This is a genomic window from Rhodanobacter thiooxydans (assembly GCF_030291135.1).
GTDB classification, from domain to species: domain Bacteria; phylum Pseudomonadota; class Gammaproteobacteria; order Xanthomonadales; family Rhodanobacteraceae; genus Rhodanobacter; species Rhodanobacter thiooxydans_A.
This window is the reverse complement of the sequence record NZ_CP127409.1, coordinates 3199297-3223029: the sequence shown is the minus strand read 5'-3', so window position 1 is coordinate 3223029 and position 23733 is coordinate 3199297. Positions and strand designations below refer to the sequence as shown.

The 23733-nt window shown below is 68.5% G+C and carries 19 protein-coding genes; 8 read left to right on the top strand and 11 right to left on the bottom strand.

Annotated elements, in window-relative coordinates; genetic code table 11:
- Positions 1 to 105: 105 nt before the first annotated feature.
- Together QQA13_RS14860 and QQA13_RS14855 are read right to left on the bottom strand one after the other, a co-directional pair.
- A complete protein-coding gene (locus QQA13_RS14860; protein WP_108471786.1) occupies positions 106 to 1479 on the bottom strand; it encodes a M20/M25/M40 family metallo-hydrolase in 1374 nt (457 codons plus the stop codon).
- 164 nt (positions 1480 to 1643) lie between these two features.
- The gene (locus QQA13_RS14855; protein ID WP_234411329.1) at positions 1644 to 3698 is read right to left on the bottom strand and encodes a pre-peptidase C-terminal domain-containing protein; all 2055 of its coding nucleotides are present in this window, start codon (positions 3696 to 3698) and stop codon (positions 1644 to 1646) included.
- Between the two features lie 840 nt (positions 3699 to 4538).
- Between QQA13_RS14855 and QQA13_RS14850 the strand changes: the two genes are divergently transcribed.
- Positions 4539 to 5720 (top strand): TIGR03862 family flavoprotein, encoded by a 1182-nt coding sequence (locus QQA13_RS14850; RefSeq protein ID WP_428998029.1) that lies wholly within the window; start codon positions 4539 to 4541, stop codon positions 5718 to 5720.
- A gap of 97 nt (positions 5721 to 5817) precedes the next feature.
- On the opposite strand, the gene QQA13_RS14845 is transcribed toward QQA13_RS14850, so the two are convergent.
- From QQA13_RS14845 to QQA13_RS14830, 4 genes are all read right to left on the bottom strand, one after another.
- Positions 5818 to 6597 carry a glutaminyl-peptide cyclotransferase gene (locus QQA13_RS14845; protein ID WP_108471783.1) on the bottom strand — a complete coding sequence of 260 codons (780 nt, stop codon included), beginning with the start codon at positions 6595 to 6597 and terminating at the stop codon, positions 5818 to 5820.
- Positions 6598 to 6624: 27 nt separating this feature from the next.
- The gene (gene dbpA, locus QQA13_RS14840; RefSeq protein ID WP_108471782.1) at positions 6625 to 8004 is read right to left on the bottom strand and encodes an ATP-dependent RNA helicase DbpA; all 1380 of its coding nucleotides are present in this window, start codon (positions 8002 to 8004) and stop codon (positions 6625 to 6627) included.
- 73 nt (positions 8005 to 8077) lie between these two features.
- The gene (locus QQA13_RS14835; RefSeq protein WP_325051458.1) at positions 8078 to 9427 is read right to left on the bottom strand and encodes a DUF2867 domain-containing protein; all 1350 of its coding nucleotides are present in this window, start codon (positions 9425 to 9427) and stop codon (positions 8078 to 8080) included.
- 112 nt (positions 9428 to 9539) lie between these two features.
- Positions 9540 to 9860: a metalloregulator ArsR/SmtB family transcription factor gene (locus QQA13_RS14830; protein WP_108471780.1), complete on the bottom strand. Its 321-nt coding sequence runs from the start codon at positions 9858 to 9860 to the stop codon at positions 9540 to 9542.
- Between the two features lie 135 nt (positions 9861 to 9995).
- On the opposite strand from QQA13_RS14830, the gene folB reads away from it, so the two are divergent.
- From folB to QQA13_RS14815, 3 genes are all read left to right on the top strand, one after another.
- Positions 9996 to 10355, top strand: a complete 360-nt coding sequence (gene folB, locus QQA13_RS14825; RefSeq protein ID WP_108471779.1) for a dihydroneopterin aldolase — start codon at positions 9996 to 9998, stop codon at positions 10353 to 10355.
- Entirely contained in the window at positions 10355 to 10843 is a 489-nt protein-coding gene (gene folK, locus QQA13_RS14820; RefSeq protein WP_108471778.1) for a 2-amino-4-hydroxy-6-hydroxymethyldihydropteridine diphosphokinase, read from the top strand. Before folB ends, folK begins: the two co-directional genes overlap by 1 nt.
- A gap of 79 nt (positions 10844 to 10922) precedes the next feature.
- Positions 10923 to 11780 carry a DUF6159 family protein gene (locus QQA13_RS14815; protein ID WP_108471777.1) on the top strand — a complete coding sequence of 286 codons (858 nt, stop codon included), beginning with the start codon at positions 10923 to 10925 and terminating at the stop codon, positions 11778 to 11780.
- A gap of 1 nt (position 11781) precedes the next feature.
- On the opposite strand, the gene QQA13_RS14810 is transcribed toward QQA13_RS14815, so the two are convergent.
- Positions 11782 to 12528 carry a pteridine reductase gene (locus QQA13_RS14810; RefSeq protein WP_108471776.1) on the bottom strand — a complete coding sequence of 249 codons (747 nt, stop codon included), beginning with the start codon at positions 12526 to 12528 and terminating at the stop codon, positions 11782 to 11784.
- 70 nt (positions 12529 to 12598) lie between these two features.
- Positions 12599 to 13363, bottom strand: a complete 765-nt coding sequence (locus tag QQA13_RS14805) for a hypothetical protein (protein ID WP_108471775.1) — start codon at positions 13361 to 13363, stop codon at positions 12599 to 12601.
- 191 nt (positions 13364 to 13554) lie between these two features.
- Between QQA13_RS14805 and QQA13_RS14800 the strand changes: the two genes are divergently transcribed.
- The 3 genes from QQA13_RS14800 to QQA13_RS14790 all read left to right on the top strand — a co-directional run bounded on the left by QQA13_RS14800 (position 13555) and on the right by QQA13_RS14790 (position 17496).
- Positions 13555 to 15732 carry a TonB-dependent receptor gene (locus QQA13_RS14800; protein ID WP_108471899.1) on the top strand — a complete coding sequence of 726 codons (2178 nt, stop codon included), beginning with the start codon at positions 13555 to 13557 and terminating at the stop codon, positions 15730 to 15732.
- A gap of 151 nt (positions 15733 to 15883) precedes the next feature.
- Positions 15884 to 17077 carry a class I SAM-dependent methyltransferase gene (locus QQA13_RS14795; RefSeq protein WP_108471774.1) on the top strand — a complete coding sequence of 398 codons (1194 nt, stop codon included), beginning with the start codon at positions 15884 to 15886 and terminating at the stop codon, positions 17075 to 17077.
- An 8-nt stretch (positions 17078 to 17085) separates the two neighbouring features.
- Complete coding sequence (locus QQA13_RS14790) at positions 17086 to 17496, top strand: VanZ family protein (protein ID WP_108471773.1); 411 nt, start codon at positions 17086 to 17088, stop codon at positions 17494 to 17496.
- On the opposite strand, the gene QQA13_RS14785 is transcribed toward QQA13_RS14790, so the two are convergent.
- Together QQA13_RS14785 and QQA13_RS14780 are read right to left on the bottom strand one after the other, a co-directional pair.
- The gene (locus QQA13_RS14785; RefSeq protein WP_234411328.1) at positions 17473 to 19683 is read right to left on the bottom strand and encodes an LTA synthase family protein; all 2211 of its coding nucleotides are present in this window, start codon (positions 19681 to 19683) and stop codon (positions 17473 to 17475) included. The two genes, QQA13_RS14790 and QQA13_RS14785, sit on opposite strands and share 24 nt — an antisense overlap.
- A 140-nt stretch (positions 19684 to 19823) precedes the next feature.
- The gene (locus QQA13_RS14780) at positions 19824 to 21053 is read right to left on the bottom strand and encodes a multifunctional CCA addition/repair protein (RefSeq protein WP_108471771.1); all 1230 of its coding nucleotides are present in this window, start codon (positions 21051 to 21053) and stop codon (positions 19824 to 19826) included.
- Positions 21054 to 21177: 124 nt separating this feature from the next.
- Between QQA13_RS14780 and QQA13_RS14775 the strand changes: the two genes are divergently transcribed.
- Complete coding sequence (locus QQA13_RS14775; RefSeq protein WP_108471770.1) at positions 21178 to 22764, top strand: tetratricopeptide repeat-containing sulfotransferase family protein; 1587 nt, start codon at positions 21178 to 21180, stop codon at positions 22762 to 22764.
- 15 nt (positions 22765 to 22779) lie between these two features.
- Here QQA13_RS14775 and QQA13_RS14770 read toward each other — a convergent pair whose 3' ends face one another.
- Entirely contained in the window at positions 22780 to 23718 is a 939-nt protein-coding gene (locus QQA13_RS14770; protein WP_108471769.1) for a complex I NDUFA9 subunit family protein, read from the bottom strand.
- Positions 23719 to 23733: the final 15 nt, after the last annotated feature.

Here is a 23733-nt window from a genome sequence, read left to right as displayed (position 1 = left end):
ATACGAAAGTTATTGCGGAAACGGGTGTCTGTCGCTGCCCGGGATAATCCCGAAGGGATGCCGGTATCCTCGGCGTTGAGGGGGGCGCAGTGGCGGCAGTCCGACTCAGGGCTGGCCGGCGGGTGCCGGCGAGCGCTCGAAGCTGCCGGCGTCGCCGGGGAACACTACCGGGCTCTCGTAGCCGTCGGCGGAGACCGAGGACACGCCGAAGAACCCGTCGTCGATCACCACGTCCTTGAGCACGGCCTGATCGACGTCGCCGACCGCGCGCGCATGCTGCCATTGCGCCGCGGTGGTGTCGCGCCAGTGCACGCGATAGCCGGCGGCGCCGGGCACCTTGTGCCATGTCAGCGTGGTGTCGGTGGCCACGGCCCCGGCGATGTCGATGCCGGTCGGTGGCGCCGGCGCGCGGCTAAGCGCGGCCATGGCGATGGTGTTCAACGCCGTGACGCGGGCGAGGTAGCGGAAGTCGATGCCGTCGAGGGTGTCGCCGTAATGGATGCCGTGCTCGGTGCGCAGGTCCTGGTGCTGCCGGGTGTAGTCCTCGTGCGCCTCGGTGACCCGCACGGCAGGGTAGCCGGCTTCCAGGAACGGCACCTGGTCGCCGCCGCGGCCGTAGCGGTCGGTGCGGTAGATCATGTTTACGCGAAAGTCGGGCAGGTAGTTGTCGGCGAGGCGGTCGAGGTAGCGGGCGAGGTTGCGCGAGGGTGAATCCACTTCGCCGCCGTGGTAGCGGCGGTAGTTGGCCTGGGCCGGCGTCTCGTTGCTGCGGGTGCCCTCGGAGAACACCCGCACCGTGGTGTTGTCGCGCACCCCGTTCTGGCCCTGGCTGTTGCCCACGATGTCGTTGTTGAGATCGGCCTCGACCTGCCAGCCGTGCGCGACCGCGTAGTCGGCCAGCACCTTGCCGCCGTACAGGCCCTGCTCCTCGCCGGACAGCGCGGCGAACACCAGGGTGGCGTCGTTGTCATGCTTCGACAGCAGCCGCGCGGCTTCCATCAGCGCGGCCACGCCGGAGGCGTCGTCGTTCGCGCCGGGCGCGTCGCTGGTGGCGTCCATCACGTCGCTGGCGCGCGAGTCGAGGTGGCCGGTCATCACGATCACCCGCTGCGGGTCGCGCCGGCCACGTTTGATCGCAACCACGTCCATCACCTCGGTTGGCGTGGGGATGCGCTTGCCGCTGAAGACTTGCGAGGGCGTGACCACCTCGATGCAGCCGCCGCAGTCCTTCGAGATCGCCTCAAAGCGCGACTTCACCCAGCGCCGCGCGGCGCCGATGCCACGGGTATCGGACTTCGTGTCGGATAGCGTGTGGCGGGTGCCGAAGCCGACCAGCTTGGTGATCGTGGCGCGCAGTTCCGCCTCGCTTGGCGCCGTGGCCAGCGCGTGCAGCGCCGGTTGCTGCAACGGCGCGGCCGGCGCCTGTGCCGCCTGGCTGGCGCTGGCCGCCGCCAGCAGGAGGAAAGGCAGTAGCGGCATGGCTCGGAACATCATCCATCTTCCTCGGCGTCGGAATGGCAACGATACAACGCGGTGGGTGCCCGGGCGTGTGGAAACGAAAAGGCCCGATCGTCGCCGATCGGGCCTCCGGTTCCAGACAGATTCCGGCGCGCGTCCCTGCGCGCCGTTTCATGCCATGCCGCTTACGGCGTGTAGCTGCCGGTCAGGCTGACGCCCGAATAGCTCTGGTAGGCACGCACCATCACGTAGTACGTACCGGCCTGCACATTGCTGATCGTGCAGGTTTCGTTGTCGCCGGTCAGGTACGGCCGGCAGTCGTAGCTCGAGGTGGTTGGGGCGGAACCGAACTTCACGTACAGGTCCGCGTCACCCACGCTGCCGGCAATCTTGAAGCTCAGGTTGGTAGCGCCGGCGGGCACGACCATGGTGTAGTTGACGCTGTTGCCGGTGGTGGCAGTCAGGCCGGTGGCCGCCACGCCGTTCTGCAGCACGTTGCCGCCGCCACCGCTGCTGGTGCTCCAGGTGGCCTTGACGCTGACGCCGGAGAACGCGGCGTAGCCGTTCAGCATGACGTAGTAGGTGCCGGCCTGGGGCGAGGCCACGGTGCAGCTCTCGTTGTTGCCGGTGAGGTACGGCCGGCAGTCATAGCTCGTCAGGGTCGGGGCGGAGCCGAACTTGGTGTACAGGTCGGCGTCGCCGGTGCCGCCGGACTCGGAGATCACCAGGTTGCTGGCGCCGGCCGGGATCACCACCGTGTAGAACAACTGTGCGCCCTGCGCGCCGGACTGGCCGGTGATCGCCACGCCGTTCTGCAGCACGTTACCGCCACCGCCGCTGCCGCTGGAGACCGTCACCGATTGCGTGGTGCTGCTGGTCTGGCCATTCACACTGTCGGTCACCGTCTCGCTGACGCTGTAGGTGCCGGCTGCCGCATAGGTGTGGCTCGGGTTGGTGGCGGTCGAGCTGCTGCTGTCGCCGAAGTTCCACGAGTGGGCGGAAAGCGTGCCGCCATTGTCGGTGGAGCTGTCGGTGAAGCTGGCGGTGAGGCCGCTGGTGGTGTAGCTGAAGTTGGCCGCCGGCGTGCCACCGGTCGACGTTCCGCCGCCCACGATCGGGTGGGAGAGGTCGCACTCGTTGGTGTCGTTCGACCAGGTGCTCTGCATCGGGTAGGTGCCGTTGCCCATGGTCACGTTCGCCGTGGCACCCTGGCCGGAGGTGATCCAGGCGCACTCGTCACCGTTTTCCTGACCGTTGTAGGTCGCGTCGCCGGTATGGTTGGTCCAGCCGCCGGCCGGGTTCTGGTCGGTGACGGTCTCGGCGTACTCGTGGCCTTCCACGATCGAGAAGCCGTCCAGCGCACCCGCGCTGCCGTTGACCGAGTTCATGCCGCAGCTCGTGCCCATGTCATGCACGTACGGCATGTTGGTGAACGCAACGTCGCCCACCGGCGAGCTGACGCTCTGGTCGCCGTTCCAGTCGTGCCAGGCGCAGAACTGCCCGGTGCTGGTGTTGAAGCCGTCGGGATGGGTACCGGTCGGTGACAGGATCACGTACTGCACGTAGCGGTTGGAGGCCGCCGTGGTGTTGCCGAAATGCTGCGCGGCCTTGATCGCTTCCTGCGCGAGCTGCGCGCCGGTGGCGTTGGACGGCGAGGCCACCGAATTGTCGTACCAGATGTTGACGAAGGCGCCGCCGGTCGGATAACCGATGGTCGGGGCGCCGCTGGGGCAGAAGGTGGCGCCGCTGGATACCGAGGAACCGTCGCAGTACTGCGTCATCACGCCCGACCACAGCTCGCCGCCGGTACCCAGGCCCTTGAACAGGTTTTCCAGGTAAGGCACGGCACCGTAGGCGTCGCCCGAGAGGGTCATGTTGCCGCTGCTGTTGGTGCTGGCCGTGCCCCACTGGCTGCCGTAGACCACGATGTAGACCTTCGGCGTGCCGCTGGTGACGCCGATGCCGTCGACGCCACCGCCGTAGCTGAGTGTTTCGGTGCCGGTGGCGGCCGTGGTGGAGGTCGCCTGCAGCGCCTGGTACTGCTTCATCCGGGCATGGGCTTCCTTGGTGGGAAACACGCCATGACGATAGGCATGACCGTAGGCCGGCGAGTAGGGGTTGGTTGTCGGGTTGCTTGCCGCCGCTGGCGTAGCCGCACCTTGTGCGGGTACCGCATTGGTGGCCGCCGCGGTGGACGCCGCCAGGATGGCGGCCCCCGCCACGAGGGCCCACGACTTCATTCGAAGATTGCCTAGCATGTGGAACTCCCAAAGTTTTTGAGGCAAACGAACCCCGATGGGGTCGTGAGGACCTCATGTCATGGAGTGCCGCGGACAGACGCGGCACAGAGTTTTTTGGATTGCCTTGCGATCCCGTGCTTCGCGCCTGGCCCTCCCCCAGCTTTCCCTCAGGGCCGAATGCAGAATCGAAATGGTCTTGCAGAGGCGTGGCGGCAGGATCATCCGCCAAGCTCCCCATTGGCGGATGCGGCGACGGTATGAGTTACAGATGAAACCAGTCAATAGGACTTTTTGAAATGATGGGTGATTGCCGTCACATAATCATGGAATTACGTTGATGCGGTTAAGTCGCAGGTATTTTCGATAATCGTCGTTGCCACGGCATGCCGGGCAATGGCGCTGGATGTATTTCGTGGCCGGCACCATGCATGGTGATATTATTTCATTCATATCAAGCAGATGAATGGCCATGGCGCGTGCCCGGTCCAAGCGTTTGCAGGCGACCGGGGCGGGAGGCGGCATCGTTCACCCGTATGCGGAATCAGGCTGGCGAATACGTAATTATCTGCGTTTCGACGGATTTTCCAGGAACGGACACGGCAGGTATCGTGTTATTTTGCGATAATCGCGCCGGCGATAAACCGCATAAATCCGCCTCGATGGGGTTATCCAGTTTATTTCTGATTCAGTTGGCTCGGACTTGCGGACTCCGGCCCGGTCGGTCGTGGCGTGTGGCGTCATCCATCCGTGCATGGCGTGCGGGCGGCATGCGACCATGCGCGGATGACCCGGACAGCTTCTCCCCGACTGGCGATCATCGGCGGCGGTCCGGCGGGACTGATGGCGGCGGAGGCCGCCTGCGCGGCTGGCGTGGCGGTCGACCTGTACGACGCGAAAGGTTCTGTCGGGCGGAAATTCCTGCTGGCCGGCAAGGGCGGCCTCAACCTCACCCACGGCGAGCCGCGCGCCCGTTTTGTCGAGCGCTACGGCGCGCGTCGCGACGAGGTGGGACGCTGGCTCGACGCGTTCGACGCGGAGGCGTTGCGCGCCTGGGCGCGCGGGCTCGGCGTGGAGACCTTCGCCGGCAGCTCCGGCCGGGTGTTTCCCTCCGACCTGAAGGCGGCGCCGTTGCTGCGCGGCTGGCTGCGCCGCCTGCGCGAGTCCGGCGTGACGTTCCACCTGCGCCATCGCTGGCTGGGCTGGAACGACGATGGCGCGCTGCACTTCGCCACGGCACAGGGCGAGCGCACGGTGGCGGCCGCGGCGACGGTGCTCGCGCTCGGCGGCGCCAGCTGGCCGCAGCTGGGTTCCGATGGCGCCTGGGTGGCGCCGCTGCGGCAGGCCGGCGTCGACCTTGCGCCACTGCAGCCGGCGAACTGCGGCTTCGAGCTGGCATGGAGCGAGCATCTGGCCACCCGCTTCGCCGGCGCCCCGTTGAAACCGGTGGTGGCGCACTGGATCGACCGCCACGGCGTGGGCCATTCGCGCCAGGGCGAATGCGTGCTCAGCGAGTACGGCATCGAGGGCAGCCTGGTCTATGCGATCGGCGCCGAGCTGCGTGAGCAGATCCGTGAACACGGCGAAGCTTTGCTGCAACTGGACCTGGTGCCCGGCTACAGCGAGGCCGTACTCGCCGGACGTCTGGCCGCGCCGCGCGGCCGGCATAGCCTCGGTGACTGGCTGCGCCGCCGCGCCGGGCTGGACAAGGCGAAGTGCGCGCTGGTGTTCGAACTCACCGACAAGCCCACCCTGGCCGATCCGCTGGCGCTGGCCGCGCAACTGAAGGCCTTGCCGCTGCGTTTGCGCGCACCAAGGCCGGTCGCCGAGGCGATCAGCACCGCTGGCGGCGTGCGGCTGGAAGCGCTGGATGAAGACCTGATGCTGCGCGCCCGCCCCGGCGTGTTCTGCGTCGGCGAGATGCTGGACTGGGAGGCGCCCACCGGCGGCTACCTGCTCACTGCCTGCTTCGCCAGCGGCCTGCTCGCCGGCCGCGCGGCCGCGCGCCGGCTGCTGGGCGCGTAGCCATCAGCCGCGCGAAGGCGTGGCGGCCACGCTGGGCGACGATGACGTGCCGCAGGCGCGGCCGGTGCATCTCGACGCGCTTTGACGTTGCCTGGGCTCAGTGCGAGGGCTGCTTCACCAGTTCGATCTGGAACAGCTGTGGCCAGCATTTACCGGTGACGAACAGGCGCTTGCGCTGCGCGTCCCAGGCGATGCCGTTGAGCACGTCGTCCTCGGGGTTCGGCAGCCGGTTGATGTCGAACAGGCCGCTGAGGTCGATCCAGCCGATCACGTGGCCGCTGGCCGGGTCGATCCGCGCGATGCGGTCGGTGAGCCACACGTTGGCGTAGATCTCGCCGTCGACCCACTCCAGCTCGTTGAGGTTGTGCACCGGCTCGCCGTCGGCGGTGACGTGGATGCGGCGCACCACCTCGAGCGTGTCCGGATCGAGCACGCGCAGCACCGGTGTGCCGTCGCTCATGTACAGGTGCGTGTCGTCGCGGGTCAGCGCCCAGCCTTCGCCGGGGTAGCTGAAATTGCGTTGCGGCGTGAAGCTGGCCAGGTTGTAGACGAAGCCGGTGCCGCTTTGCCAGGTGAGCTGCACCAGGCGGTCCTTCCAGTCGACGATGCCTTCGCCGAAGTACTGTTTCGGCAGGCGGTGGCGCTGCAGCACTTCACCCGTCTCCAGCGCCACCTTGCGCACGGTCGACTGGCCGACCTGGCCGGTGCTTTCGTAGAGGTAGCCATCCTTGTAGAACAGCCCCTCGGTATAGGCGCCGGTGTCGTGCGGATAGGCGTGCACGATCCGGTAGCCGTAGACCGGGATGTCGGCGGCGTGCGCGGCAGCGCTGCCGGCGAGCAGGGCGAAGGCGAGGAGGCGGACGGACCAGCGCGGCATCGGATCGGCTTCCGGGAGTCGGGGTGCCTAGCCTAGCGGACGCACGCGGAAGTTGCGGCCCTTGATCTTGCCCGCGCGCAGGCGCTCCAGTGCCTTGTTCGCCAGTGCGCGGCTGATCGCCACATAGGCGCGGGTGGCGAACACGTCGATCTTGCCGATGTCCTTCGCCTCCAGACCGGCATCGCCGGTGAGCGCGCCGAGGATGTCGCCGGGGCGCAGCTTGTCCTGGCGGCCGGCGTCGATCACCAGCGTCTTCATCGGCGCCAGGTGCAGGGTCTTGCCGCGCGGCGGCGCGAGTTTCAGCGTACGCCACGGCAGCGGCGTGCCGCCGAGTTCCTCGATGTTCGCCGCCTTCGGCCGCTCGCGCGGCGTGCACAGCGTGATCGCCAGGCCGGATTCGCCGGCGCGGCCGGTGCGGCCGATGCGGTGGGTGTGGGTGTCCGGGTCGTGCGCGACGTCGTAGCTCAGCACCAGCGGCAGCGCGGCGATGTCCAGCCCGCGCGCGGCCACGTCGGTGGCCACCAGCACGTTGCAGCTGCGGTTGGCGAAGCGCACCAGCACCTCGTCGCGGTCGCGCTGCTCCATGTCGCCATGCAGGGCCAGCGCGGAGTAACCGCGGTGGTCCAGCTCCTGCGCCACCGCGTCGACGTCGCGACGCATGTTGCAGAACACCAGCGCGTGCTGGCCACGTTCACCGGCGAGCAGCTGCGCCAGCGCATCGGGCTTCTGCGCCGGCTCCGCCTCGATGAACTGCTGCTCGATCGCCGGTTTCTGCTCGGCCGGCGCCTCCACCGTGACCACCACCGGGTCCTTCTGCACGCGCTGGCTCACCGCACGGATCTCGTCCGGATACGTGGCGGAGAACAGCAGGGTCTGGTGGTGCTTCGCGATGCGCCCGATGATGTCGTCGATTGCCTCGCTGAAACCCATGTCGAGCATGCGGTCGGCTTCGTCCAGCACCAGCACCTTGATGCCGCCGCCGTGCAGGCTGCCGCGCTTGAGGTGTTCCTGCACGCGACCGGGGGTGCCGACCACGATGTGCGGATCGTGGGTGAGCGAGGCGAGCTGCGGCCCCAGCGGCATGCCGCCGCACAGGGTCAGGAGCTTCACGTTCGGGATGTTCGCCGCCAGCTTGCGGATCGCCTTGCTGACCTGGTCGGCCAGCTCGCGGGTGGGGCACAGCACCAGCGCCTGCAGCCGGATCGTGTCCGCGTCCAGCGCCTGCAGCAGGCTCAGCCCGAACGCCGCGGTCTTGCCGCTGCCGGTCTGCGCCTGCGCGATCACGTCGCGCCCTTGCAGCATCGGCGGCAGGCTTTGCGCCTGCACCGGGGTCATCTCCGTGTAGCCGAGGGTTTCCACGCTGGCGAGCAGGGCGGGTTTGAGTGGGAGCGAGGTGAACGAAGTCATGCGCCATGATCGCATCAATGCCGGGCGCCTGCTGCGGTCGCAGCGTGCCCGATGCGTCCCGGCCGCCGCGATCCTAGCCCGGAAGCAGGAATGCTTGCGGCTTGTCGCCAGATTCCGCCAGCGGAAACGCATGCTCGACTGCCGTCCGCAGCATGGTGGGCGCGACGTACGCGCGGTGCACGTGATCGATCGCTGCCATGTACACGCGACCGAACAGGTTCCTGCATCGCACACGGGTGCCCAGGGTGATCTCCACACGGGAGCCGAACACCTTTACGCCGACGCAGGAGCGGAAGACCAGGTGCTTGTCGTCGGCGCCGAGGATCACCTGTGCGCGGCTGTCGTCGTGGGCGATGGCCTGGTCCAGCACCGGATGGCGCCGGTCGAACAACTGCCCCCCGGGCGACGACAGCAGCGACGATACCGGGCAGCCCAGCGGCGAGGTGCGCAGGCCGATCGGTTTCACCAGCAGGTTGCGCAGCGCCATCATGCGCGAGACGCCGGCTGGCGGATGGCTCAGGAATCCGTCCAGCAGCTGGCTCAACAGAATCGTGGCGCTGTTGCTTGCGACATCCCTGCGGGCGAGCGTGAGGCCGAACATGTCCTGATGGTGGTGCGGCGCGCCGGTCAGCTGCTGCGCAAGCATGCTGTCGGCAGGAAGATGATCGAGTTCGGTGATGGCAAGCCGGCCGCCGTTTTCGCCGAGAAATCCGCTCGTGCGTCGCCATGCAGCCCATCCGCCGCGGATCAACCCCGCGACGCAGCGCACGGATTTGCACAACAGGCCCCGCGGCGTGCCGGGTGGCGCATCCAGCGACAGCCACGTGGTCGGCACATGCAGCCGGCCGGCCGGGATGTTGCGCAGCAGATCGCTGACCTCGGCCGGCAGCAGCACGGTGAGCGCAGGGATGCTTGCGGCATCGGCTCGCACCTGCTCGCGCAGCGTATCCGGCAGGTCGCCACCGAGTTCGTTGGTATGGCACGACAAGGCGAAGAAGGCCGGGTGCAGCGAGTGCTTCGCGAGTGGGGCGAACTGATGCCAGGTATCGCCGCCGAATCTCACGGTGAACAGGCAGTCCGCCGGGATATTGATGTGGCGCAAGGCCCGAATGAAGCTGTGCGGATCCTGCTCCAGCTGTGCCGGTGTAGCCGTGGAGAATCGCAGCTGCGCACCGCCGCTGCCCGAGATCGCGGTGAACACGCGATGCCCGGCATGGCGGTGGAACGGATGTCCTTTCGCGCCGACGGTGAACGAATACAGCGACGTCGCGTCGCCGCTGGACAGGTGGGTGCCGCCGAGCCGGGCGGAAGGTTCGTCCAGCTCGTCGATGAAGTCGGCATGGGCCTGCTGGCGTACCAGCGAAGCGGCAAATAGCTGATCGCCGGCGCCGTGCCCGAGTTGCGCGATCAGCGAGACTTCCACCGGCAGTCCGCCGGATGAAGAAGGGATCTGCGTGGATGGAAAGGTCCGTATCTGTCTGGTTTGCGTTGCCATCGGGTTCCCCTTGCTCCGGATCCGGTCCGCGCGTCCTTGCTCAGGCGCCCTGTTTCTTCGTGGCCAGCTTGCGCGACTCGCGCTTCAGCGGGCCGGCCGTGGGGCAGATCTCGAACGCGAAGCCGGTCAGCGTGTTCACCAGGCTGTCCTGGTTGAGCCGATAGACGACGAATTGGCCGCGGCGCTCGCTGCTGACCAGGCCGGCGGCATCCAGTACCGACAAGTGCCGCGAGATCGCCGGGGCACTCATCGAGAAGCGGCTGGCGATCTCGCCGGCGGTCAGTTCCTGCGCGGACAGGTAGGCGAGGATTTCCCGGCGTGGACGGGAGGCGAGGGCTTCGAAGATACGGTCGGCGGCGATGAGTAATTAATCATTTAATATAATAGTTAAATATATACATTCGAAAATGGCGTGCGTCAACCTCTGGCGCGACGACTTGCATCCGCACGCCGGCTCGCCGACCCTGTATGGCTTGTCGCCCCACAGATCACCGCCATGGATACCGTTTTCATCGAAGACCTGCGCATCGACGCCGTCATCGGCATCTATGACTGGGAGCGCCGGGTGCGGCAGACGCTGGCGTTCGACATCGAGATGGCGTTCGACAACACGGTGCCGGCGGGCAGCGACGACATCGCGCTGACGCTGAACTACAAGGACGTGTCGAAGCGCCTTATCGATTACGTGGGCGCGTCCAGCTTCGGCTTGGTCGAGACGCTGGCCGAGCGCTGCGCGGTGATCATCCGCGAGGAGTTCGGCGTGGCCTGGGTGCGCCTGAAGCTGTCCAAGCCGGGTGCGGTGCGCGGCGCGAAGGCGGTCGGCGTGTGCATCGAGCGTGGTGCGCGAACGTCCTGATGGCACGGGTTTACCTCAGCCTGGGCTCCAATCTTGAACCGCGCCGCTATCTGCCCGCGGCGATCGTCGAGTTGCGCGCGCGCTTCGGCGAGCTCACGGTGTCGCCGGCATATCGCAGCAAGTCGGTGGGCTTCGACGGTGCGGACTTCGTCAACCTGGCGGTGGGGCTGGACACCGAGCTGTCGCCCGAAGCGCTGAATGACTGGCTGCACGCGCTGGAAGACCGCCACGGCCGCCGCCGCGACGTGCCGCGCTATGCGGACCGCACGCTGGACATCGACATCGTGTTCTACGACGCGCTGGTGCTCGACGGCCCCGGCCACCTGCAGATTCCGCGCAAGGAACTGCAGCATGCGTTTGTGCTGCGGCCGATCGCGGACATCGCGCCGGCGTTGCGGCATCCCGTCAGCGGGCTGAGCATGGCCGAGTTGTGGGCGGCGTTCCCGGCGGAGCGCGAGCCGCTGCAGGCCGAATCGCTGCCGGACTGAGCGAAGCACACTGTCGCGCGCGTGCGACGGGTGCTAGAAAGGGCGCACTCACGATCCACGGACGAAGGGGGAGATACGCATGGCCGGTAAATTTGCACGCAGTTGGGCGTTGCTGAAGGCGAGCGCGGCGGTGTTGCGTTCGGACAAGTCGTTGCTGGTGTTTCCGTTGTTGTCGGGGTTGTGCACGCTGCTGGTGGCGGCCAGTTTCCTGATCCCGGTCGGGGTGATGGTGATCGGCAACGAGCACGCCGGGCAGCAGTTCGGGCAGGGCATGTCCGCGGGTGCCTACCTGCTGATGTTCGGCTTCTACCTGGTGCAGTATTTCGTGATCATCTTCTTCCAGACCGCGCTGACCGGCGTGGCGCTGATGCACCTGCGCGGCGAGCCGACCAGCGTGGGCACCGGCTTCGCGCTGGCCCGCGCGAAGTTGCCGCAGATCCTCGGCTACGCGTTGATCGCCGCCACCGTCGGCCTGCTGCTGCGCATGGTCCAGGAGCGCCTGGGCCTGATCGGTCGGCTGGTGGTCGGCTTCATCGGCCTGGCCTGGACCGTGGCCACCTTCCTGGTGGTGCCGATCCTGGCCAGCCAGGACGTGGGTCCGGTCGACGCGGTCAAGCGCAGCGTGGAACTGCTCAAGCGCAGCTGGGGCGAGAACCTGATCGGCAACGGCGGGATCGGCGTGGTGTTCGGCCTGCTGATGGTGCTGGCGGTGCTGCTGGGTGCGGTGCTGATCGGCGGCGCGGTCGCGCTGCAGTCGGCCGTGGCGATCGTGCTGGCGGTGACCGTGGTAGTGCTGGGGCTGACCCTGCTCGGGCTGGTCCAGGCGTCGCTGCAGGGCATCTACTCGGCCGCGCTGTACCGCTACGCGGAAGCGGGCGAGGCCAGCGTCGGCTTCGACCAGGCGCTGCTGGAATCGGCGTTCCGTCCGAAGCGCTGATTCACACCGACAAGGTGCGCCCGCCGTCCACCCGGATGATCTGACCGGTGACGAACGGCGCATCGCGCAGCAGCCACAGCACCGCACCGGCGACATCCTCGGGCGTGCCGGCGTGCTGCAACGGCGTGCGTGCCAGCATCGCCTGCTGGTCGGCGTACGGCTTGCCGTCGCTGGGCCACAGCACGGCGCCGGGCGCCACGCCGTTGACGCGGATCGCGGGGCCCAGGTCCAGCGCCAGCGAGCGGGTCATCGCGGCCAGTGCGGCCTTCGCCATGCAGTACAGCGGGTGTTCCGCCAGCGGCCGCTCGGCGTAGATGTCGACCATGTTGACGATGCCGCCGCGCGCTTCGCGCAGTGCCGGGATCGCCGCCTGGCTGAGGAAGAACGGCGCCTGTGCGTTGGAGGCGAACAGCGCGTCCCACTGCTGCGGCGTCGCCGTGCCCAGCGGCGTGGGGAAGAACGCCGAGGCGTTGTTGACCAGCGCGTCGAGCCGGCCGTAGTGCGCCAGCAGCTGTTCGATCAGCGCCGGCAAGGCGGGCAGATCGGCCAGTTCGGCCTGCAGCAGCAGGGTGCTGCCGCCGCGCTGCCGTTCCAGTTCGTCGGCCAGCGTGCGGGCGTCGTCGGCGGAGTGGCGGTAGTGCAGGGCGAGGTCGTAGCCGGCCGCATGCAGGGTGCGTGCGATCACCGCGCCGACGCGGCGGCCGGCGCCGGTGATCAGCGCAACGGGACGATCGTGGCGTGGCGGCATCGGACGGCTCCAGCGATTGCACAAGCCCCAGCTTGCCGCAAAGCCGGAGTCGCGTCATCCGCTGCGGCGCTCAGTCCGCCGGCGGCTTGCGCGGTTTCCGGTTGGCTGCCTTGCGCGCGGTGCTGGCGACCCTGCGTGCGGCGCCGGCCACAGCCTTGTCGATCAGGCTGTCCGCCACCCGGCGGCGGGGCCTGGCCTGCGGCCCCGCCTTCACCGCGTCGGTGTCGCCATCCTCCAGCGTGACCTCGCTCTCGAACAGCTCGATCGCGGTGGCGGCAACCTGCCCGGTGTCGTAGTACGCGTAGGCGCCGACGCCGAGCGCGCCGATCACCGGCAGCCAGCGCGAGACACCCTTGCTGAGCGTGCGCTGGCTCAGCTTGACGCCGACCTGTTTCGCCACGCGCTGGGCCACGCCGTAAGACATGCGCCGGAACACCAGCCGGTCGCCCAGGCGCACCACCAGGTCGCGGAACGCCTGCGCCGCGGTGTGGCGGAACAGGCACCACATCATCTGCTCGCGGCCCAACGTGGCGTGGAGGCCGTAGGCGGCGGCGATGTCGCTGACCATCTGTGCCTGGATCTTCCAGATCGCGATCAGCTCGGGCAGCAGGGTCAACCAGCCCAGGGGCCCCGGCGGCAAGGCCAGCGAGCCGGCGGTGAGCGCGGCGCGCTGGGCGGCGCGACTGGCCAGTCGGCGCGCCTCGCCGGAGGGGTCTTTGCTGTTGCCGACCCTGCTGTCGGGCACCTGGCTGACGAAATCCAGGATCGCCTCGGCGATCCGGCCGTGCTCGACCGGTGCGATGACGGCGGGTACCTGCTGGCTGCGCGGGCTCATGCGTGGCTCCGTGGGACATATCGGGCGCTGGACGCGGCACGTGTCCCGGCAGTCTAGAGCCGCCGCATGAAGCGGGGATCAACGGTCTCGCCGGCAGGCATGACCTCTGGCGCAGGTGGGGCGGAGTATTTTCCAGTTATGTTATAACATAACAAAACAAGCATCCTCATTTACCTTTGCCGGAACTGCCGATGAAACCTTCCCTGCTCGCCTTGAGCCTCGCTGTTGCCCTGGGCACGGCAACTGTCCACGCCACCGATACGACGCCGGCGATGAATGCCGTCGTCGCCGCGAACGGGGACGACCCAGCCGACGGCGGCAGCCGCAACAGGCAGCCGGCCAGGGTGCAGGACCTGGGGGCGGTTTCGGTTTCGGCCGCGCTGGATCAGGCGCGCAACGCGCTGTCGCCGGATACCGGCAGCAGCCAGTACGTGATCGACCGCCAGGCGATCGCGCAGCTGCCGCTGGGCGCGTCCACGCCGATGAACCAGGTGCTGCTGCAGGCGCCGGGCGTGGTGCAGGATTCCTATGGCGGCCTGCATGTGCGCGGCGACCACGCGAACCTGCAATACCGCATCAACGGCGTGATCATTCCCGAGTCGATCGGCGGCTTCGGTCAGAGTCTCGATGCGCGCACAATCGACAACGTGAAGCTGCTCGACGGCGCGTTGCCGGCGCAGTACGGCCTGCGCACGGCGGCGGTGGTCGACATCACCACGAAGAGCGGCCACGACCTCGGCAACGGTGGCAGCGTCGGCATCACCGTCGGCAGCAACGCCACGCTGAACCCGAACGCCTCGGTGTGGGGCAGCAACGATCGCTGGAGCTGGTTCTTCACCGGCAACACCATGGAGAACGATGCCGGCATCGAGAATCCCACGGCGAGCAGGAAGCCGATCCACGACCATACCCACCAGGTGAAGGGCTTCGGCAATGTCAGCTACCTGATCGACAACGACACCCGCCTGAGCTTCCTGTTCGGCGTCGCCAACAACCGCTTCCAGATCCCGAACAACCCGAACCAGACGCCGCAGTTCGGCTATCTCGATACGGTGGATTTCAACTCCGCCGACCTCGACCAGCGCCAGCGCGAGAACACCCGCTTCGGCGTGCTGGCACTGCAGGGCAAGCTGGGTGCGGCCGACTACCAGGTGTCGCTGGGCCAGCGCTACAGCCACCTCGCCTATGCGCCGGACCGGATCGGCGAGCTGATGTTCAACGGCGTTGCCTCCGACGTCACCCGCAGCAATCGCGCCAGCACCCTGCAGGCCGACTTCGCCATGCCGATGGGTAACCGCCACACGCTGCGCTACGGCGTCTACGGCAGCTTCGAGCGTGCGGCCAGTGGCAACGACGCATGGGTGTTTCAGGCCGACGCCGACGGCAACCAGACCAGCACCGTGCCGATCAACATCCTCGACAACAGCCGCCTCACCGCGAAGACCTGGTCGGCCTATGTGCAGGACGAATGGCGTTTCGGCGAGGACTGGACGCTGAACGTCGGCCTGCGCGGCGACCGCTATCGACTGGCGCGCACCGAAAGCCAGCTGAGCCCGCGCCTGGGCCTGGTCTGGCAGGCCACCGGCAGCACCACCGTGCACGCCGGCTATTCGCGCTACTTCACCCCGCCGGCGACCGAGATGATCGCCAGCTCGAACATCGCCAGGTTCGACGGCACCACCAACGCCGTGTCGGACATGGGCAACAACACGCCGCTGGCCGAGCGCTCGGATTATTTCGACGCCGGCATCTCGCAGAACCTCGGCTCGGCCTGGACCGTCGGCGTGGACGCCTACTACCGCAAGGTGCAGCGCCTGCAGGACGAAGGCCAGTTCGGTTCCGCGCTGGTCTACTCCACCTTCAACTACGCCGCAGGCCGGGTGAAGGGTCTGGAGTTCACCGTCAACTACGAGCAGGGGCCACTGTCGGCGTACTTCAACGCGTCGCTGGGCAAGGCCATCGGCAAGCGCATCATCACCAGCCAGTACAACTTCGCGCCGGACGACCTGGCCTGGGTCAACCGTCACTGGATCTTCCTCGACCACGACCAGAAACTGACCTCGTCCGGCGGCGTCAACTATGCGTTGAACGACAGCACCCGGGTCGGCGCCGACTACCTGTTCGGCAGCGGCCTGCGCAAGGACGGCGCGGTGCCGAACGGCGCCTCGCTGCCGGCGTACTTCCAGTTGAACCTCAACCTGTCACACGACTTCGCATTCGAACGCTTCGGCAAGCTGCATACCCAGCTGGCCGTGCTCAACGTGCTCGATCGCACGTATGAGCTGCGCGACGGCAGCGGCATCGGCGTCGGCGCACCGCAGTTCGGCCCGCGCCGCGGCGTATATCTGAGCCTGCAGAAGGACTTCTGATCGCGACGCAACCGGTAGAAGCGCACTCTGTGCGCGAGGCTCTTCGTCCCGCGACGGAAAGCATCGCGCACAGGGTACGCTCCTGCCGACGGAGGCGGTGTATTGCGGGCCATCCATTATGCTTGCCGCGTTTTCCTCACCGGCAACGCTCATGTCCTCCCGCCTCCCCGAACCGAGCGCCGACGAGCGCGCCCATTCCGACCGCCTGCTGCAGCTGCTGCGCGAGCAGATTGTCTCGCACGGGCCGATGCCGTTCTCGCAGTACATGGAGCGTTGCCTGTACGCGCCAGGGCTGGGCTATTACAGCGCCGGCCGTACCAAGTTCGGCGCGGCCGGCGACTTTGTCACCGCGCCGGAGCTGGGTGAGCTGTTCGCCGGTTGCGTGGTCAACGCGGTGCAGCCGGTGCTGGCGATGCTGGGTGACGAGGCGGACTTCCTCGAGCTGGGCGGCGGCAGCGGCGCGTTCGCCGAGGCGGCGCTGAAGGCGCTGGCGGCCGGCGGCACGCTGCCGCGGCAGTACCTGATCCTGGAGCCCAGCGCCGACCTGCGCGAGCGCCAGCGCGAACGCCTGCTGGCGCACCTGCCGGCCGAGCTCAACGCCCGCGTGCAATGGCTGGATCGCCCGCCCGAACAGGACTGGCGCGGCGTGCTGTTCGCCAACGAGGTGATCGACGCACTGCCGGCCACGCGCTTCGCGATGCGCCAGGGCGAGGTCTACGAGGAATACGTCGCGCTGGACGGCGAAGGCCGCCTGATGCGCGTCGACCGTCCCGCCGATGCGCTGGTGGCGGCCGCCGTGCGCCACATCGAACGCGACCTCGGCGTCGAGTTCGTCGATGGCTACCGCTCGGAGGTCCTGCCGCAGCTGCCGTACTGGATCCAGGCTATCGCCGGTTCGCTGGTCGCCGGGTTGATGCTGTTCGTCGACTACGGTTACGTGCGCCGCGAGTACTACCTGCCCGAGCGCGACGACGGCACCTTGATGGCGCATTACCGCCACCACGCGCACGACGATCCGCTGTACCTGCCGGGCATGAACGACCTCACCGCCTCGGTCGACTTCACCGCGCTGGCCGAGGCCGGCAACAGCGCCGGCTTCGGCGTGGCGGGCTACCTGCCGCAGGCGCAGTTCCTGATCGGCGCGGGATTGCAGGATGTGTTCGAGCGCGAGCACGCGGCGATCGCCGACGAGCACGGCCGCTACCGGCTGGCGCAGCAGGCGAAGCGGCTGATGCTGCCCGAGCAGATGGGTGAGCGCTTCCAGGCCATGCTGCTGGCGCGCGGCCTCGACGCGCTGCCGCTGCCGGCCGAGCTGCTCGCCGCCGACCAGGGCGGCCGGCTTTGATCCATGCGATGGACGTCCAGACGTCCGTACGGCTGCGCTGGCATCGCGCCTGGGTCGTGCTGGGTGGCGCGATCATGCTGTGGACGCTGTGGATGGCGTTGACGCCGGACCCGGGCATCACGCTGGCGTTCCCGTATGGCGACAAGCTGCTGCATGCGACCACCTTCACCTGCCTGATGGGCTGGTGGGGCAACGTCTACCGCGCACGCCGCCCGCGCGGCTGGGCCGCGCTGGGTTGCCTGGCCTTCGGCATCTTCATCGAATTCGCGCAGTGGCTGGACCCGCCGCGCGACGCCGATGCGCTGGACGTGCTGGCCGATGGCGCCGGCATCGTCATCGCGCTGCTGCTGCTGCGCACGCCGCTCGCCAGCGTGCTGGCGAGCGTGGAAGGGTGGTCAGTGCGCCGGCGCGGGGACTGAGCCGGGCGTTGCCGGCGCCACCGTCGAGCCGGCGGGCGCAGGCACCGAACCGGCCGCTGCCGGCAGCGGTTCCACCGGCGTCGCGTCGGTCGGCCGGCGCAGCAGCTGGCCGCGCTTGAACAGCTCGCTGGCCACCTGGTAGTAGGCAATCGTCTGGGCGATCTGTTCCTCGTTCTGCGGCACCAGCAGCACCGCGTCACCGGTGGCGTAGTCCGGTTTCATCTGCTCCAGCTTGCGGCCGGGTTCCAGCACGGTGAGCACGTCGTCGTGCAGGTAGCCGAGCTTCTCGTAGGTGGCCGGGAAGGCGCGCTCGCGGCCGGGTTCGAGCTGGAACAGGTCGTAGCCGAAGAAGCGCGAGCGGTAGCTGAAGTTGAGCAGGCCGAGCAGGGTCGGCACGATGTCGACCTGGCCCATCAGGCGATCCACCCGCTGTGGCGGGATGTGCTTCGGTGCGTAGATCCACAACGGAATGTGGTAACGGTTTACCGGCACGCTGGTCTTGCCCGCGCTGGAGGCGCAGTGGTCGGCGGTGATCACGAACACGGTGTCGTCAAAGTACGACTTCTCCCGCGCGCGCTTGATGAAGTCGCCGATCGACCAGTCGGTGTACGCCACCGCGCCCTGGCGGGTACCGTTGGCCTGCTTCACGCGGCCTTCCGGGAAGGTGAACGGGCGGTGGTTGGAGGTGGTCATGATGTGCAGGAAGAACGGCTTGCCCTCGCCGTGGATCTGGTCCATCTGGGCCAGCGCCAGCGTGTACAGGTCCTCGTCGGCCACACCCCACACATTCTCGCTGTGGATCGTGGCGGTCTTCGGGATGTCGCGCCGGTCGACCGCGCGATAGCCGTTGTGGCTGAAGAAATAGTTCATGTTGTCGAATTCGCCGTAACCGCCGTAGACGAAGTCCGACTGGTAGCCGTGGTCGTTGAACACGCTGGCCAGCGAGAACAGGTTCTCGTTGTGGTGCTCCTTCAGCAGCGAATCGCCGGGCGTGGGCGGCACCGACAGCGACAGCGCTTCCAGCCCGCGCACGGTGCGCGTGCCGTTCGCGTAGAGGTTGTCGAAGAACAGGCTCTGGCCGACCAGCGAGTCGAGGTACGGCGTGATGTGGTCCTGGTTGCCGAACGTGCCCAGGTAGTCGCCGGACAGGCTCTCCACGCTGATCAGCACCACGTTGAGGCGTTTTTCCGGGCCGGCGTGGCGGATCGCGCGGGTGAGGTCGCGCGGATCGTCGCTGACGTAGGTCGCCTCGGGTGTCTTCAGCATCTCGCGCACGCGGCGGAACGCCTCGTCGTCCGGCAGCGTGCGGTAGAACTTCGCGTAGTCGAGGTGGCTGCTGCGGAACGCGTTGAAGAACTGGTAGATGCCGTTGCCGGCCAGTTCGTTGACGTAGTTGTTGCCGCTGCGGTCCTTCATGCCGCCGTTCACCGCGGCGACCGAGATCACCGTCAACACCAGCCACAGCAGGGCCACCTTGCCGCGCTGCCAGAAGCGGCTGCCGTCATCGCGCGCGCGCAGGGCGCGCCGGCCGAGCGCGAACAGCACCAGCGCGACCACCGCCAGCAGGGCCAGCCAGCGGCCGATCGGATAGGACTCGCGGATGTTGCCGATCACCTCGGTGGTGTAGACGAGGTAGTCCACCGCGATGAAGTTGAAGCGCACGCTGAACTCGTTCCAGAACACCAGCTCGGACGCCGCCACGAACAGCAGCCCATACAGCAGCAGCAGGGCGAAGCCGTACAGCACCCACTGGCCGGCGCGCGAGGTATAGGTGAACGCCGTCAGCGGCAACACGAACAGGAACGGCAGCAGCGCCGGCCAGGTGGTCTTGAGCGTGGCGTGGTACATCAGGTGCAGTACGCCCAGGCAGATCGCGCAGGTCAGCACCAGCGCCGCGGCAGACAACAGCCAGCGCCACAGCCCCGGCATGCGCCCGGAGCGCGTCGGCACGAACCACAGGAACAGCACCAGCGGCCACGCCACGTAGATGCAGGTGACCAGGTCGTAGCCCAGCCCCACGCCGAACGCGTACAGCAGGTTCAGCGGCGTGTGCGGCACCTCGCTGCCGGACATGACCAGCAGCACCACGCGGGTGGCGAACGAGATCGCCAGGTAGGTGATCGCCAGCCACCACAGTGGACGGAAGCGTTGACGCAGGGGAGAGGTCGGGGTGAAGGCACTCGACACGGGCAACTCCAGCAGGAAGGGATCGACGGATGCCCGCGGCGGGCGTCGTCATCCGGGCTTTATACCGCGGATCCGCCTGGCGAAGGCTTCGAGGATGTGAACTTTTCAACCTCGAAGAAAACCACAGGAAGTGGGTTTCTTCACAAGCGCCGGGTTTTCAGCACGGCGATGGCGTGGGTTCGCGCTGCCTCCATCGCCTGGCCGATCGCCGGGCCGGCCAGGCCGCGGGCGACGAAGTCGGCGGACTCCACCGCCGCGGCCGCAGCACGGGCCGCGCGCAGGTAATCCGCCTGCGGGTAGGCGTCGTGCTCGTGGCCCAGCCGGCCGCGCTGGTCCGCCTCGCAGGCCGCGAGGAAAAGCTCCAGCCGTGCCGGCCGGCGCAGCGCATCCAGCGCGCCCAGCAGCTTCAGTACCGTAGCCGGCTTCAGCTCGAACGCACGATGCACGTTCAAGTGCTCGCGGCAGACCAGCTCGGCCAGTGTGGCGTGTTCGGTCGGCACCTTCAGCCGTGCGGCCAGCGCGCGCAGCGGCGCCACGCCGCGATGCTCGTGGCCGATGTGGCGCGGCAATTCATCGGACGGGGTCAGCGCCTTGCCGAGGTCGTGGGTCAGCGCGCAGAAGCCGACCACGTCGTTGCCCGGCGCGAGTTGCGCCGCCGCGTCCAGTACCAGCTCCACGTGCACGCCGGTGTCGATCTCCGGGTGGAACTCCGCGCGCTGCGGCACGCCGTACAGCGCGTCGACTTCGGGAAACAGCACCGCCAGCGCGCCGGCCTCGCGCAGCACGCGCAGGAACATGGACGGCTGCGGCTCGCCCAGCGCCTTGCGCGTTTCCGCCCACACGCGTTCCGGCACCAGGTGGTCGACCTCGCCGTCAGTCACCATCTGCCGCATCAGCGCCATGGTTTCCGCGGCCACGCTGAAACCCAGCGGCGCGAAACGCGCGGCGAAGCGCGCCACCCGCAGCACCCGCACCGGGTCCTCGGCAAACGCCGGCGAGACGTGGCGCAGCACGCGCGCCTCGATGTCGCGCACGCCGCCGAACGGGTCGGTCAGCGTGCCGTGTTCGTCCTCGGCTATCGCGTTGATGGTCAGGTCGCGGCGGGCCAGGTCCTGTTCCAGCGTGATCGTCGGGTCGGCCTGGAAAACGAAGCCGTGGTAGCCGCGCCCGCTCTTGCGCTCGGTGCGCGCCAGCGCGTACTCCTCGCCGGTTGCCGGATGCAGGAACACCGGGAAGTCCTTGCCCACCGGCCGGTAGCCCAGCGCCAGCAGCTCCTCCGGCAACGCGCCGACCACCACGTGGTCACGGTCGACCACCGGGCGGCTCAACAATTTGTCGCGGACCGCGCCGCCGACCAGGTAGGTATGCATGGAGGGATTCTGCCATGCGTGGCCGGGCCGGGAGGGAGTGGTGTCGCCCGGTGGCGCTTTATGCCGCCGTCCCGCTCACGTAAGCTGGCCATCGAAACCGATGGCAGACAGGGGGCCTTCGACGATGATGGCAAAGCAGGCGCATCCGCTGTTGCGGGATCGTGCTGCGGGTTTGTCGCCGGAGGCGGTGCGGCTGCTCGACGAGGTCAGTGACGCGATGGCCGCGGACGAGCTGGCCCGCGCCGAGACGGCGCTGGCCGCGGTGCGGGCGCTGGCGCCGGACAGCATCGAGGCGCTGCGCCTGTCGGGCCAGCTGCAGCAGCTGCGCGGCGACCATGCACAGGCGGTGGCGATCCTGCGCGAGGCGCTGGCGAAGGCTCCGCGCGACGCCCTGCTGCACATCAGCCTGGGCATTTCGCTGCAGGCCAGGGGCGAGAACGAGGCGGCCTTGTCGACGCTGCAGCGGGCCTGCGAGCTCGCGCCCGACTTCGCCCCGGCATGGTTCAACCTGGGCCGCATGTTCCAGCTGCAGGGCCGCCCGGCCGGGGCGATCACCGCGCTGCACCGCGCACTGGATGTCGATCCGGAGCATCTGGCGGCGCGGCTGCTGCTGGCCTCGGCGCAGGCCAGCCTCGGTGCCAGCGCCCAGGCGGCCGCGAACTATCGCGAGGTGCTGCAGCGCGAACCGGGCCACCCGGAAGCCTGGAGCGGCCTCTCCGCGCTGGACGCCGAGCATTTCGGCAAGGATGACGTGGCCCGTTTGCAGCAAGCCTTGCAGGCGCCGCAGCCGACGCCGCACGCGCGCATCCAGCTCGGCTTCGCGCTGGCCCGCGCGCTGGAGGACCAGGGCGATTACCGCGCGGCCTTCCGCATGCTGCGCAAGGCCAATGCATGGCAGCACCGGCAGCTGAACTGGAACGCGGCGGGCATGCGCGCGCGCATCGACGCCATGCTCGCGGCGCTCGCCGAACCGCTGGCCGGGGCGGCGGATGCCACGCTGGGCGAGCAGGTGATCTTGCTGATGGCGCTGCCGCACGCCGGTGCCGGGCTGGCCGGGCAGATCCTGGCTGCGCACCCGGACGTGGGCGGCGTCGACGAGTCGCCCGAGTTGCAGCGGGTGATCAGCGAGGAGTCGGCCCGGCGCGGGCAGCCACTGCTGCAGTGGGTCGGCGCGGCCACGCCCGCGGACTGGGCACGGCTGGGCCGGGATTACCTGGCGCGCATCGGGCATGGGCACCGCGACCGGCCGCGCTTCATCGACGCGAACCGGCTGAACGGGCGCGTGATCGGCGTGGCGCTGGCGATGCTGCCGGGCGCGCGGGTGGTGCACTGCCGCCGCGACGCGCTGGAAACCTGTTTCGCCTGCTACCGCCAGCTGTTCGCCAGCGGCCACGACTTCAGTTACGACCTGGACGACATCGCCAGCTACTGGCGCGATCACGAGCGGCTCGGCCGGCACTGGCAGCGGCTGTTTCCCGGGCGTTTCCTTCAGCACGACTACGAGGCGTTGCTGGCCGAGCCCGAGGCCGGAGTGCGCCGGCTGCTGGCGTTCTGCGGGCTTGAATATGACCCGGCCTGCCTGGGCTTCCAGCACGAGTCGACGCCGGTGCGTACGGCATTGCAGCGCCAGCGCTGGCTGCGTGAGCCGGCGCTGGCCGCGCGCTACGGCGCCGAGCTGGATCGTCTGCGGTTGTTGCTGGGCACGCGCTGAGCCGCGCGCCTTGCCTCAGCGCCGCAAGGAACGCGCCGCAGCCAGCCGGCGTAGCCGCGGCGGCTCGCCGAGCAGTACCGGCAGCCACGGCGTGAATGGTTGCGGCACGATGCCCAGCGCGGCGTAGCCGTCCAGCTTGCCAACCGAGTCGGTGCGCAGCGAGCGGAAGTTGTCCAGCGAGAACGGCTTGCCGGGCAGCAGCTCGGCGAACTGCGCCTGCAGCCGGCCGAGGCTGTCGGGCAGGGCGATGACCGGCGTGTGCAGGCCGGCGGCAGCGCGGATCGCGCGCACGATCTCGCCCAGCGTGAGCACCTCGGGGCCATACAGCTCGAAGCTGCGTTGCACGCCGAGCTTCGCGTCGCCGACGCAGCGGGCGATCGCCTCGGCCACGTCGCCGACGAAGGTGGGCGCCATCCGCGCCGGCGCGCGCGCCAGCGGCAGCGCCGGCAGCTGCCGCAGCAATTTAGCGAAGCGGCTGACCAGGCCGTCGCCGGGGCCAAAGATCACGCTGGGCTGGTAGATCGTCCAGTCCAGCGCGGAGGCCTTGACCAGTACCTCGGCCTCGCCGCGGGTCTTCAGGTACTGCGACAGGCCCTGGCCAGCCTTCAGCGAGCTCATCTGGTGCAGGCGGCCCACGCCGCTGGCGTGGCAGGCGGCGATCAGCCGGCGGGTGAGTTCGACGTGCACCCGCTGGAAGCCGTCGCGGCCGCGCGGGTTGAGGATGCCGACCAGGTTGATCACCGCGTCGGCGCCGACCAGCTGCCGGCGCAACACGTCGTCGTCGTGGATGTCGGCACTGCGCACGCTGACCGTGGGCAGCACGCCGAGTTCGCGGTGCTGCTCGCGGTTGCGGCTGAGCAGCACGATGCGGTGGCCGTCGGCGGCCAGCCGCGGCACCAGGCGGCTGCCGACGAAACCGGTGCCGCCGAGGATGACGAGTTGCTGTGCGGCCATGCGGGCGGTCCTTGG